We start from the raw sequence: 11,917 nt of genomic DNA, 5'->3' as shown, positions 1-11,917 counted from the left end.
TCTTGAATGTTTTTTGCATCTCACTTAGCATCGTCAAATGACGATGATGAGTCCCGCTTTCGATCAGAAGCCTGAGTCAGCCCTGACAGCTGCTGCATGCCTGTTCCACGGGTTCAGCGATCGATCGCGGCTGGTGATCCTGCAGCACCTTTTGCTCGGTGAGCACCGGGTCGTCGAGCTGACCGAGCACCTGGGTCTCGCGCAGTCGACGGTGTCGAAGCATCTGGCCTGCTTGAAGGACTGCGGGTTGGTCACCTCTCGTCCACAAGGGCGCGCGTCGGTGTTCAGCGTGACGCATCCTGAAGCGACCACAGAGCTGCTGGCGGCTGCAGAGAAGCTGTTGGACCTGACTGGCTTCGCTGTCACACTGTGCCCCAACCACGGGGTGAGCGCGCTTGACTGACGTCGACCCGAAGATGGCGCGCTTGGGTCGACGGGCCAAGACGCTCGCCGGTATCTCGGTCGCCTACAACGTCGTCGAGGCGGCCATCGCCATCAGTGCCGGACTCGTCGCCGGATCCGTGGCGCTGGTCGGGTTCGGTCTGGACTCGGTGGTCGAGGTGTCCAGCGGGCTGATCATCTTGTGGCAGTTCTCGCACCAGATCCCACTGTCGCGCGAGCGCCAGGCGCTGCGACTGCTGGCGTTCTCGTTCTTCGCGCTGGCCGCCTACGTCGGGTACGAGTCCATGCGTGGCCTGATCTCCGGCTATGACTCTCAGCCCTCAACCGTCGGCATCGTCCTGGCGGCCGTGTCACTCCTCGTCATGCCCTTCATCTCCTACGCCCAGCGTCGTACGGGCCGGGCCCTCGGTTCCAACGCGGTCTACGCAGACGGAACACAGACTCTGTTGTGCACCTACCTGTCGGCCGTCCTGCTCGTTGGCCTGCTGCTCAACTCCACCCTGGGGTGGTCGTGGGCCGACCCGATCGCCGGACTGGTCATCGCCGCCGTCGCCGCGCGCGAGGGCGTCGAGGCGTGGCGGGGAGAGGGCTGCTGCTCGCCGATCAGCAGCGGCGCAGAGGCCTCTGAGTGCGGGTGTGTCGGCTGCCGGGACGCCTGTTGCACGACCGCGACCGAACCCGCGGTCGTCCCGATCGAGATGAACGGAGGACAGTAATGGGTGCAGGACACAGCCACTCGCCGGCACCGGCGGGTCACGCCGGCGGTCGGCACCGCCGCAAGCTCGCGATCGCGTTCGCGCTGATCTTCGCGTTCTTCTTCGTCGAGCTCGTCTACGGCCTGCTCGCGGAGTCGCTCGCCCTGATTTCGGACGCTGGCCACATGGCTGCCGATGTCGTCGCGCTCGGTGCGGCGCTCGCGGCGACCAAGATCGCCACCCGCAACGACACCACCGGCAGACGGACGTTCGGGTCGTACCGGGCCGAGGTCTTCGCATCCGGCCTGACGGTGCTGATCATGCTCGGCGTCTCGATCTACGTCGTGATCGAAGCACTCACCCGCGTCGGCAGCGACCCCGACGTGTCCTCGACACCGATGATCGTCGTCGGCGCACTCGGGCTGCTCGTCAACATCATCGTCATGCTGATGCTTCGCGGCGGCGCCGACGAGAGTCTCAACGTGAAAGGCGCCTACTTCGAGGTCGTGGCCGACACCGCCGGATCGGTGGGGGTCATCGCCGCGGGCATCCTGATCCTCATGACGGGTCAGCCGTGGTGGGACACCGTCGTCGCCCTGGCCATCGGGGTCTTCGTCGCGGTCAGGGCCGTGATGCTCGGTCGTCAGGTGCTCGCCGTGCTCGGTCAGCACGTTCCAGAGGGGATGGTGATCGATGAGGTCGCGGGCAAGCTTGCAGCCATCCCCGGGGTCACCGACGTCCACGACCTCCACGTCTGGGTGCTCACCTCGGGCATGAACGTGGCCACGGCCCACCTCGTGGGCGCCGACACCGACGACCTGCCCCGCATCCTCGACGACGCCCGCACGATCCTGCGAAGCGACTACCAGATCGAGCATGCGACGCTCCAGGTGGAGCGCAGCGCGGCTCGCGAGTGCCACGAGGTCGACTGGTGACCCGACAGACCAGGATCGCGCTCCTCGTGGGACTCGTGGCCGTCGTGCTGTTCGGCGGGGCCATCACCTACCAGGGGATCACTGCTCCAGAGCCGGCCGACGCTGCCGAGCGCATGAACATCACCGTCCGTTCCGACAGCCACCGCCTCGCCACGGCGGACGACGACAAGGTCACGCTGGTGGAGTTCCTCGACTTCGAGTGCGAGTCGTGCCGCGCGGCCTACCCCTTTGTCGAGCAGTTGCGCGAGCGGTACGACGGCCAGGTCACCTTCGTGATCCGCTACTTCCCGATACCAAGCCACAAGAATGCGAACAACGCCGCCTACGCGGTCGAGTCCGCAGCCCGCCAGGGCAGGTTCGAGCAGATGTACAAGCAGATGTACGAGACCCAGGGGGAGTGGGGCGAGTCCAGCGACTCCAAGGCGGCGCTCTTCCGCACGTACGCCGAGGACCTCGGGCTCGACATGACCCAGTACGACGCAGACGTCGCCAGCCCCGACGTTGCCGCCCGAGTCCAGAGAGACGTGGACGACGCCACGAGGCTCGGCGTGACCGGAACACCGTCCTTCTACCTCAACGGCAAGCCCCTCCTGCCGTCCACGACCGAGGAGTTCATCCAGGCCATCGACCAAGCCCTCGCAGAGTGATCTAGCTTGAGAATCACACCCTGATCAGGTCCGAGTGCAACTCCACCAACGATCTATCCTCGCGTCGAATTGGGAGGGCCATCATGAAGCACCGAAGACTTTGGCTAACGGCGGCCGCCGTCACGTCCGTTGGCTACGCGGTCCGTCGCTCATCCGAAGACGGCATTCTCGATGCTGACGAGGTACAACATCTCTACGACCGCCTTGCCCCCATCTACGATGTCGCGGCATGGATATTCCGCCCGCTGGGCGCTCGTCGATTACAGGATCGAGCGGTCGATCTGCTCGACCTTCGTCTGGGAGACACCGTCGTGGATCTGGGCTGCGGGACCGGGGTCAACTTGCCGAGTTTGGCCCAAGCGGTGGGCGAGCATGGTCAGGTCGTCGGGGTCGATCTTTCTGCCAAGATGCTTGATCATGCCCGACGCCGGGCCGAGCGTCTCCATCTGTTCCAGGTGAGTTTCATCCAAGACGACATTCGATCGGTTCGACTTCCCCCAGGCACGCGAGCCGTCGTGGCAACCGCTTCACTGGAGATGATTGCGGAACAGGATGAACTGATCAGAGATCTCGCCGCTCAACTCAGGCCCACTAGCGGGCGACTTGCCGTCGGCGGCTTTCGCCGGCCTCCTGGCTGGCCCGAGTGGGCCGTCGGCCTGGGTCGAGCGAGTCTTGCCGTGTTCGGTGTCAACGGCGCCTACGAGAACATTCAGCCCTGGCTCTCCGTCCGTCGCCATATGGACGAGATCGCCGTCGACTCAGCCGCGGGCGGAGCGCTCTACCTGGTCGTCGCTCAGCCCAAGCCGCTCCCGCACAGGACTGCTGATGAGACGTCGCTCCGAATATGAGCGACCTCTCGATCGTTCTGATCTTCGCGGACCTGACCGCTGCGGGAACATCGCTGGAGACGGACTGCGCGTAGTTCTCTCACAGAGCTTGTCCAGGTGAACAAGTTCAGCAGCTTATCCGCGTCAACCACCCGTCAGTGCGCCCGCTATGACGCAGGTGCATGGCGCCCAGAATCAGACAGTTAGTTCGTGCCTGGTTCAGTTCAGGCGCCAATGCGACGACCGCGTCAAGGTGGGGGCTTCGCTTACCTGCTGGTTGTCGTCGTGCTGACAGTCGTGCCGGCGCTACCATTCTTGACTCCGCGGCCGGCCGACGTCAGTCGCGCCGAAGGCGCCTGGCTGCTCGGCACCTACCTGCTGGGGGTCACGGTCATGGTGGTGTAATTTCTGTCCGACGCACCTGGCCTCAAGCCGCGGAGACGTAGCCACCCGCGGAGCTGAGACCGTCAGGCGCGAACCAGCGGCGCCAGGTGTTTCACGCGCTTGCTGAGTTCCTCGTAGGCCAGTTCGAACGCAGGGTTGTCGCTCAAGCGGACTGGGTCGGGTACCGACCAGTGAATGTCGATGAGGTCGCCGAGGTCCTCGTAAGCGTTGTCGCACACCGCGACGACCAGGTCACCGTCGTCGACCACCGAGTCGAAGCGACGGGGCGGCACCCCTTGCAGTGCGAGTCCATGGCGCTCGGCCACGGCCCGGGCGCCTTCAGCAATCTCGGCCGCGGGCTGAGTCCCAGCCGATGCCCCTGCCGTGCCGCTCACGCTCGCCCAGAGGGCGGCCGCGAGCTGGGACCGGGCCGAGTTGGCGGTGCAGACGAACAGCACGCGGGTCACGTCTGACAGAGTCTCTCCGCGCTCGGCGACGGTGAGGTCCGTCAAGGTCAAGTAGGTCCGGCGCCGGTCGCCTTCGGAGCGCCGCCTCGCCACGATGCCTGCGCACTGGAGCACCTTCAGGTGGTGCGCCAGCAGGCTCGAGGACAGCCCGAGCGCCGCCTGAAGCTCGCCAGGCGACCTGTCCCCGACCGAGAGCTCGTCGACGACGGCCAGGCGCATGACGTCGGACAGCGCGGAGTGGCGATCGGCACGGCGAGTCAGCGCCTGAAGTTTCTCAATGTTCATTGAGTCAAGTTTGACTGAGAGAGTTCGCGGCGTCAAGATGTTGCTCAGGCAGACCGCCATCCAGCACCGAGGAGCACGTGTGACGTCAGCAGCACCCCAGTCCAGCCACCGCGCCGAGCCCGACGTCATCGCCGGCCTGTCGCGCCTCGACCGGTTCCTGCCGGTCTGGATCATCATCGCGATGGTCATCGGCCTCGTCCTCGGACGGACCATCGACGGCCTCGACGACGCTCTGGACTCGGTGAAGGTCGGGTCCGTCTCGCTGCCCATCGCCATCGGACTGCTGGTGATGATGTACCCGGTGCTCGCGAAGGTGCGCTACAACGAGACCAACCGCGTCACCGGCGACCGCAAGCTCCTCATCGCCTCCCTGGTCATGAACTGGGTCCTCGGCCCCGCGCTGATGTTCGCCCTCGCCTGGTTGCTTCTGCCCGACCTGCCGGAGTTCCGCACCGGCCTGATCATCGTGGGGCTCGCCCGCTGCATCGCGATGGTGCTCATCTGGAACGACCTGGCCTGCGGAGACCGTGAGGCAGCCGCTGTCCTGGTGGCGATCAACTCGGTGTTCCAGGTCCTCGCGTTCGCCGCACTCGGCTGGTTCTACCTGCAGACCCTGCCTGGCTGGCTCGGCCTGGAGACCACGTCGGCCGACTTCTCGGTCTGGGCCATCACCGCCAGCGTGCTCGTGTTCCTCGGCATCCCCCTCGTGGCTGGCTTCCTGACCCGCACCATCGGCGAGCGCGCCAAGGGCCGCGACTGGTACGAAGGCACCTTCCTGCCGAAGCTCGGCCCCTGGGCGCTGTACGGCCTGCTGTTCACCATCGTCGTGCTCTTCGCCCTGCAGGGCGACGCGATCACCAACCGACCCCTCGACGTCGTCCGCATCGCCATCCCCCTGCTGGTGTACTTCGCCATCACCTTCGCCGCTGGCATGGTCATCGGCCGCTGGCTCGACCTCGGCTACGCCAAGACCGCCACGCTCGCCTTCACCGCGGCCGGCAATAACTTCGAGCTGGCGATCGCTGTGGCCATTGGCACGTTCGGCGTCACGTCTGGTCAGGCCCTTGCCGGAGTCGTCGGACCGCTGATCGAGGTTCCCGTGCTCGTCGGGCTCGTCTACGTCTCCCTCTGGTCCCGCAGGTTCTTTCCCCACACCGATGGAGTCCGGACATGACCGACACCCAACAGCCGTTCGACCCGACCGTCATCGTCGAGGAGCTGAACTACTCCTTCGACGGAGTGTTCAGCCACTCGGAGATCGACGAGGCCGTCCACAGCGCCCAGCAGGCACTCGAACCGCAGGCAATGGTGCGCACCTTCCTGCCCGTCCTCGTCAAGAGGTATGCCGCCGAGCTTCTCGCCGCCGGCGCCCAGGCCGACGGCAGGACCGCCAAGACCGTTCCCGAGCTATTGTTCGTCTGCGTCCAGAACGCCGGCCGCTCCCAGATCGCCGCGGCGCTGGCAGAGCACCTCGCACCCGGCAAGGTGCACGTGCGCTCCGCCGGATCCCAGCCCACCGGCGAGCTGAACCCGATGGCCGTCGACGTCCTGGCCGAGCGTGGCATCGCCCTGACCGACGCCTACCCCAAGCCGCTGTCCGACAGCGTGCTCCACGCCGCCGACATCATCATCACGATGGGCTGCGGCGACACCTGTCCCGTCTTCCCGGGCAAGCGCTACGAGGACTGGGACGTCACCGATCCCGACGGCAAGAGCCTCGACCAGGTCCGCGACATCCGCGACGACATCCAAGCCCGCATCACCGCGCTCCTGCGCGACCTCAACCTCTGACCCGAGGAGACCACCATGACCGACACCAAGCCCTCCGTCCTGTTCGTCTGCGTCCACAACGCCGGCCGCTCCCAGATGGCCGCCGGCTTCCTCACCGCGCTGGCCGGCGACCGCATCGACGTCCTGTCGGCCGGCTCCATGCCCGGCAACCAGATCAACCCCACCGCCGTCGAGGCCATGGCCGAGGTCGGCATCGACATCGCCGGCGAACAGCCCAAGAAGCTCACCGACGACGCCGTCATCGCCTCCGACGTCGTCATCACCATGGGCTGCGGCGACGAGTGCCCCTACCTCCCCGGCAAACGCTACGAGGACTGGGAGCTCGACGATCCCGCCGGCCAAGGCATCGAGGCAGTCCGGCCCATCCGCGACGACATCCGCCGACGCATCGAAGAGCTCGTCGAATCGCTCCGAGCCGCCAGCGCGCCTTCCGCGGATGCGCCTTCGACGACCTAGGGCTTCTTGGGCTGAGAGGACGCGACCGCGTTGCTCCCAACAGGATCGACAAGCATGCACTCTGACCGACAGGAGCCAGCGCGGTCGGGGCACGCGCCGACCCGCTCGCTGGCGCCGACCAGGCGCCGTCGGAGTTGCTGGAGCACCTTGAGGCGCTCGTCGACCTCGCGCAGGCGCTGCTCCAGCTTGGGGTGGAGGACGTCACGGACGCGCGTACACGTGTCGCCGCTGACGACCCCCAGGAGTTCAGCGATCTCGAGAAGGGGCAGGTCCAGCTGCTTGGCCCCGTCGATGAACGACAGCTGATCCAGCACGGTCTCGTCGTACGTGCGGTAGCCGTTGGGTTCACGTTGCGCCTCGATCAGTCCGATGGTGTCGTAGTACCGCAGCGTGCTGGTGGACAGGCCCGACCGAGCCGCGACCTCAGAGATCCGCATGCGCCCAGAGTAGACATTCGACCCGGGTTGAAAGTCTACGGTGACACCGCGGCACGGCCGCACCCACTTGTCGCCCAGGCCGCTGAACGGAACCCGCCTATGACGCCCCAACAACTGCCTCTGTCATCTGTCCTGTTCCGTGTCGTCCAGACCGCCGAGAACCACCAGATCGGCCTCTACCTGGCCGCCATCGGCGCAGCTGTGCCCTTCGGCCTGGCAACCCCGGCCGGCACCAGCGAGGTGATGGAGCACGCCATCGAGCCAGTGCTGGCCGCTCTGCTGTTCGAGACGTTCCTCCAGGTCCCGTTCCTCGACATGGCGGCAAGCTTCCGAGACATCCATTCCTCGGAGCGGTTCTCGCGCTGAACTTCATCGGCACACCCCTCGTGGTCTGGGGGCTCATCCAGTTCCTGCCCGACGACCAGGCGGTGCTCGTGGGTGTGCTGCTGGTGCTGCTGACCCCGCGCATCGACTACGTCATCGTGTTCGCCGGAGTGGCAGGCGGATCAGCCGAACGGCTGGTCGCCGCCGCGCCCCTGCTGATGCTGCTCCAGCTGCTGCTCCTGCCGGCCTACCTGTACCTGTTCGTCGGCTCCGACCTCGCCTACATCGTCAAGGCCGGCCCGTTCATCCATGCCTTCGTCGTCCTCATCGCCATCCCGCTCGCCCTGGCGGCCGCGACCCAAGCGCTCTCGCGCAGGTTCGCCGCCGCCCGAACCGTGGAGACGGTCATGGCGGCGCTGATGGTGCCGCTGATGATGGCCACCTTGTTCGCCGTCATCGCCTCCCAGGTCACCGACATCACCGACCGCTTCGGCGACGTCGCCGGCGTGGTGCCCGTATACGTCGCCTGGTTCGTCATCCTCGCCGCCGTCGGTGCACTGCTGGCCCGCACCGTCCGCCTCGACCGGCCCCGGTCCATCGCACTCATCTTCTCCGGCGCCACCCGCAATTCCTTGGTCGTCCTGCCGCTGGCGTTGGCGCTGTCCGACACGTTCTCGCTGGCCGCCGTGGTCGTGGTGACCCAGACGCTGGTCGAACTCGTGGCAATGGTCGCGTACGTCCGACTTGTTCCCCGGGTGGTGAGCAGAGACGAAGACCTTCTTCGCTCCTGCCGGCAGCCGCAAACCTAGACGCGCAACGTGTCTGCCAGCTCCGGGAGGGCGCCCGGCACCAGCGCGTAGTACGACCAGACGCCGCGTTTGGTCCGCGTCAGCAGACCCGCCTTGACCAGCACACCCAGGTGGTGACTGACCGTCCCCTGGCTCAGGGCGAGCGGCTCGTTGAGGTCGCACACGCAGGCTTCGCCGCCATCGGATGCGGCCACCATCGACAGGAGGCGGAGCCTCGTCGGGTCCCCCATCGCCTTGAACTTGGCAGCCAGACCAGCGGCGTCGCCGGCAGTCATCACACCCTTGGTGATGGGCGAGCAACAGACCGACACGACAGGTTCGACGGTGGTGGGCATGACCTCACCCTATCCAACGCATTGACATCCGTCGATGCTCGGCTACGCTCGAGTCATTGACAGATGTCAATGCCATTGTCGATCGAGGAGAACCAGATGCTCGTGCCGTCCACCGCTGCCCTTCCTGTTGCCGTCATCGGAGCAGGTCCCGCGGGGCTCGCCGCCGCAGCCCACCTGAGGAGCCGCGGAGTTGAGGTCGTCGTGCTCGAGGCTGGGTCGACCGCGGGCGCCGCCGTCGCACAGTGGGGCCACGTACGTCTGTTCTCACGTTGGTCCGAGCTCATCGACCCCGTCGCGGAGAAGTTGCTCGCGGAGGCCGGCTGGCAGGCTCCGAAGCCGGACCGCTACCCGACCGGCGCCGACTGGGTCCGCGACTACCTGCAACCCCTCGCCGACTCGCTCGGCGACGCGATGCTCTACGAGCACACCGTAACATCGGTGACCAAGCAGTCCCGCGACCGCCTGGTCAGCTCGGGACGCGAGGAGGCCCCCTTCACCGTCCATGTGCGGACCCCCTCCGGGGCCATCCACGTCGTGGCCCGAGCCCTCGTCGACGCCTCCGGGACGTGGACTGGCCCGAACCCCTTGGGTGGTGATGGCGTCCGCGCCATCGGCGAGACCGAAGCGGCCGCGCAGATCGTCTACCAAATCCCGGACCTGCGAAGCGACGATGTTCGCGCCCGTTACGCCGGCAAGCATGTGGTCGTCGCCGGCACCGGCGCGTCGGCCAAGGGAGCCCTCATCGCACTGACCTCCCTGGCCAAGAGGGCCCCGGGTACTCGGATCAGCTGGTTGGTTCGACGCCCAAGCGTCGGTGAGGCCTTCGCCGGCAGTGGGCAGGACGAGCTGCCAGAGCGCGGAGCCCTGGGACAGCTGGCACAAGCCGCGGTGCAGGACGGGCCCGTCACCACGCTGAACGGGTTCCGAACGGCGTCGGTCACCTCTCATGGCGATGGCACGCTGACCATCGAGTCGTTCGACGGACAGACGGTCGATGGCGTCGACGAGGTCGTCGTCCTGACTGGCTTCCGCCCCGATCTCGACATCTTGTCCGAGGTGCGGCTCGACCTCGACCCAGTGCTGCAGGCGCCGCGCGAGCTCGCGCCGCTGATCGATCCCAACGAGCACTCGTGCGGCACCGTCTACCCGCACGGCGCCAAGGAGCTCGCTCAGCCGGAGGCAGGCTTCTTCCTGGTCGGGATGAAGTCCTACGGGCGGGCCACGTCGTTCCTGGCCCTCACCGGGTTCGAGCAGACGCGCTCGGTGGCCGCCGCCATCGCTGGCGACCACGAGGCCGCAGCCCGGGTCGAGCTGACCCTGCCCGACACCGGCGTCTGCGGTGGAGCCGGAACCTTCGACGACGAGACTGCGGCCGACGGCGGATGCTGCGGCGCTCCGGCCGCCCCCGAGCTCATCTCGCTTGGGCGCCCCTCGGCACTGTGAACTGGTGACCAGCGACGAGTCCGGCGAAGTCGACCTAGAGCACTTCGGTCGGATCGCGCACCTGTCCACCCCGCCGCGCCGCGCCGTCCTGCGCGCCTTGCTGACGGGCGGGCCGATGACGCCCGACCAGATCGCGGACAGCTGGCTCAGGGACGACGCTTCCCTGACCGCGTCAGCCGTGCAACGCGTGCCTGCGATGGTGCGGCAGAGTCTGTGGAAGCTGGCGAACCTCGGTCTCGTCCGCGTCGAAGATGGCCAGGTCATCATCACCGCCCTCGGGGTGGAGGTCACGGGCCTTGATGGCTCAAGATGAGGGCATGAACGACGAGGTCGCCGTACTCGCGATGACGCCCGATGACTGGTCGCAGGTCGAGGTCATCTACGCCGCCGGCATCGCTGCGGACCACGCGACGTTCGAGTCCGCGGTGCCGTCGTGGAAGGCGTTCGACTCCTCCCGTCTGGACGACCACCGGCACGTCGCCGTGGACGCGCGCGGGACGCTTATCGGGTGGGCGGCCTGTTCGCCGGTCCCAGCGCGTCCGGTGTACGCCGGAGTCGTCGAGCACTCCGTCTACGTCGCACCAGCGGCGCAAGGACGAGGAGTCGGCGGACTGCTGCTGGCCGAACTCATCGCCTCCACTGAGGAGGCCGGCATCTGGACCATCCAGTCCAACATCTTCCCCGAGAACGAGGCCAGCCTTCGCCTGCACGCACGCCACGGGTTCCGCACCATCGGCACCCGCGAACACATCGCGCAGGCGACCGTGGGGCCGAAGGCCGGCGCATGGCGTGACACCGTCCTCGTCGAGCGGCGAAGCACTCTTGCCGGAGTCGACTGACACTGTTTAGCGCCACTCTCAGGCCGAGCGCTCTGCCAACCCGCGCAGGTCCTCAGGGCCGCCACCGGCGTGCGCCCACTCCAGCGGGGTGACGCGGAGTTCAGGCGGGTAGGTCTCAAGAAGGACGGCAACCGCCCATCTGTCCTGACCAGCGAGCCAGCCAGCACCACGAGGACCGCCGCGACCTCGTGACAGGCGACGGAATTGCCAGGAGTCCGTGCATGGTCTGGTGCCAGCGCGAGTTGGGGAGTCTCTGCGTGGCGTGTCTTCTCACCTTAAGGGCCACGCGCACACCGGCTCATCCCACCACAGCATGCGACAGCTCACACGGGCTTCTGAGCGCACCTGACTACTGAGAGCGGATGCCATCCAGGGCTCCGCGTGGCACCCGGAGTCAGTCATGACGATTCCCACCCAGATGAGCCTGCAGGGCTTCATCGCGACTGCGCCGCAGCTCACCTTCGCGGGTAACGGCACGGCTCGGTTCTATGCGCGGATCGGTGTTGAGCACTTTCGCAAGGAGACCGACGCGTCCTACACCAAGCTCGAATCGACGTTCCACGACATGGTGATGTTCAACGCCACTGCTGAACGGGCCTACGCCCGATTCCGTGTCGGTGACTCGTTCGTCGCCTCGGGCTACATCCACGAGTACGAACTGGAGAAGCAGGGCAAAATCGAGACCCGCGAAGAGTTCGTGGCTCGGCGCGTCGGGCACGACACTGCCCGCACCCGCTACGACGTGGACCGCTCACCCAGCCGGCAGCCGGACCCACCAGGTGGCCCGATCGCGGCTCGCCACGAGCCGGTTCCGGCCGTCGGTCTCTGAGCACGGAGCCCG

At 66.9% G+C, this 11,917-nt stretch carries 17 protein-coding genes; 14 read left to right on the top strand and 3 right to left on the bottom strand.

What is annotated here, in order from left to right:
• Positions 1-37 precede the first annotated feature (37 nt).
• From AC0L5F_RS01440 to AC0L5F_RS01420, 5 genes are all read left to right on the top strand, one after another.
• Entirely contained in the window at positions 38-403 is a 366-nt protein-coding gene (locus AC0L5F_RS01440; protein ID WP_473314823.1) for an ArsR/SmtB family transcription factor, read from the top strand.
• Complete coding sequence (locus AC0L5F_RS01435; protein WP_473314822.1) at positions 396-1,118, top strand: cation diffusion facilitator family transporter; 723 nt, start codon at positions 396-398, stop codon at positions 1,116-1,118. Before AC0L5F_RS01440 ends, AC0L5F_RS01435 begins: the two co-directional genes overlap by 8 nt.
• A complete protein-coding gene (locus tag AC0L5F_RS01430; protein WP_473314821.1) occupies positions 1,118-2,032 on the top strand; it encodes a cation diffusion facilitator family transporter in 915 nt (304 codons plus the stop codon). Before AC0L5F_RS01435 ends, AC0L5F_RS01430 begins: the two co-directional genes overlap by 1 nt.
• Positions 2,029-2,679: a DsbA family protein gene (locus tag AC0L5F_RS01425; protein ID WP_473314820.1), complete on the top strand. Its 651-nt coding sequence runs from the start codon at positions 2,029-2,031 to the stop codon at positions 2,677-2,679. The genes AC0L5F_RS01430 and AC0L5F_RS01425 overlap by 4 nt, the downstream gene beginning before the upstream one ends.
• Positions 2,680-2,762: 83 nt before the next feature.
• A complete protein-coding gene (locus tag AC0L5F_RS01420; RefSeq protein ID WP_473314819.1) occupies positions 2,763-3,527 on the top strand; it encodes a class I SAM-dependent methyltransferase in 765 nt (254 codons plus the stop codon).
• A 446-nt stretch (positions 3,528-3,973) separates the two neighbouring features.
• Here AC0L5F_RS01420 and AC0L5F_RS01415 read toward each other — a convergent pair whose 3' ends face one another.
• Positions 3,974-4,642, bottom strand: a complete 669-nt coding sequence (locus AC0L5F_RS01415; RefSeq protein WP_473314818.1) for an arsenate reductase/protein-tyrosine-phosphatase family protein — start codon at positions 4,640-4,642, stop codon at positions 3,974-3,976.
• Between the two features lie 79 nt (positions 4,643-4,721).
• Between AC0L5F_RS01415 and arsB the strand changes: the two genes are divergently transcribed.
• The 3 genes from arsB to AC0L5F_RS01400 are packed head-to-tail and all read left to right on the top strand — an operon-like array spanning position 4,722 to position 6,889.
• Positions 4,722-5,816, top strand: a complete 1,095-nt coding sequence (gene arsB / locus AC0L5F_RS01410) for an ACR3 family arsenite efflux transporter (protein WP_473314817.1) — start codon at positions 4,722-4,724, stop codon at positions 5,814-5,816.
• Positions 5,813-6,433: an arsenate-mycothiol transferase ArsC gene (locus AC0L5F_RS01405; RefSeq protein WP_473314816.1), complete on the top strand. Its 621-nt coding sequence runs from the start codon at positions 5,813-5,815 to the stop codon at positions 6,431-6,433. Before arsB ends, AC0L5F_RS01405 begins: the two co-directional genes overlap by 4 nt.
• Positions 6,434-6,448: 15 nt before the next feature.
• Entirely contained in the window at positions 6,449-6,889 is a 441-nt protein-coding gene (locus AC0L5F_RS01400; protein ID WP_473314815.1) for an arsenate reductase ArsC, read from the top strand.
• On the opposite strand, the gene AC0L5F_RS01395 is transcribed toward AC0L5F_RS01400, so the two are convergent.
• Complete coding sequence (locus AC0L5F_RS01395) at positions 6,886-7,326, bottom strand: MerR family DNA-binding transcriptional regulator (RefSeq protein WP_473314814.1); 441 nt, start codon at positions 7,324-7,326, stop codon at positions 6,886-6,888. The two genes, AC0L5F_RS01400 and AC0L5F_RS01395, sit on opposite strands and share 4 nt — an antisense overlap.
• Positions 7,327-7,425: 99 nt before the next feature.
• Between AC0L5F_RS01395 and AC0L5F_RS01390 the strand changes: the two genes are divergently transcribed.
• Positions 7,426-7,692, top strand: a complete 267-nt coding sequence (locus tag AC0L5F_RS01390) for a hypothetical protein (protein WP_473314813.1) — start codon at positions 7,426-7,428, stop codon at positions 7,690-7,692.
• 20 nt (positions 7,693-7,712) lie between these two features.
• Complete coding sequence (locus tag AC0L5F_RS01385) at positions 7,713-8,459, top strand: hypothetical protein (protein WP_473314812.1); 747 nt, start codon at positions 7,713-7,715, stop codon at positions 8,457-8,459.
• On the opposite strand, the gene AC0L5F_RS01380 is transcribed toward AC0L5F_RS01385, so the two are convergent.
• Positions 8,456-8,794: an ArsR/SmtB family transcription factor gene (locus tag AC0L5F_RS01380; protein WP_473314811.1), complete on the bottom strand. Its 339-nt coding sequence runs from the start codon at positions 8,792-8,794 to the stop codon at positions 8,456-8,458. The genes AC0L5F_RS01385 and AC0L5F_RS01380 overlap by 4 nt on opposite strands.
• Before the next feature lie 63 nt (positions 8,795-8,857).
• On the opposite strand from AC0L5F_RS01380, the gene AC0L5F_RS01375 reads away from it, so the two are divergent.
• From AC0L5F_RS01375 to AC0L5F_RS01360, 4 genes are all read left to right on the top strand, one after another.
• A complete protein-coding gene (locus AC0L5F_RS01375; RefSeq protein ID WP_473314810.1) occupies positions 8,858-10,237 on the top strand; it encodes an FAD-dependent oxidoreductase in 1,380 nt (459 codons plus the stop codon).
• A 4-nt stretch (positions 10,238-10,241) separates the two neighbouring features.
• Positions 10,242-10,550 (top strand): hypothetical protein, encoded by a 309-nt coding sequence (locus AC0L5F_RS01370; RefSeq protein WP_473314809.1) that lies wholly within the window; start codon positions 10,242-10,244, stop codon positions 10,548-10,550.
• Positions 10,551-10,554: 4 nt separating this feature from the next.
• On the top strand, positions 10,555-11,076 hold the full coding sequence (locus AC0L5F_RS01365; RefSeq protein WP_473314808.1) for a GNAT family N-acetyltransferase: 522 nt from the start codon (positions 10,555-10,557) through the stop codon (positions 11,074-11,076).
• A 418-nt stretch (positions 11,077-11,494) separates the two neighbouring features.
• Positions 11,495-11,905 (top strand): single-stranded DNA-binding protein, encoded by a 411-nt coding sequence (locus tag AC0L5F_RS01360; protein WP_473314807.1) that lies wholly within the window; start codon positions 11,495-11,497, stop codon positions 11,903-11,905.
• Positions 11,906-11,917: the final 12 nt, after the last annotated feature.

This window comes from Aeromicrobium sp. 10G20-16, from assembly GCF_055809665.1.
Note: the sequence above shows the minus strand (reverse complement) of the source record. Positions and strands in the feature narration are given on the sequence as shown.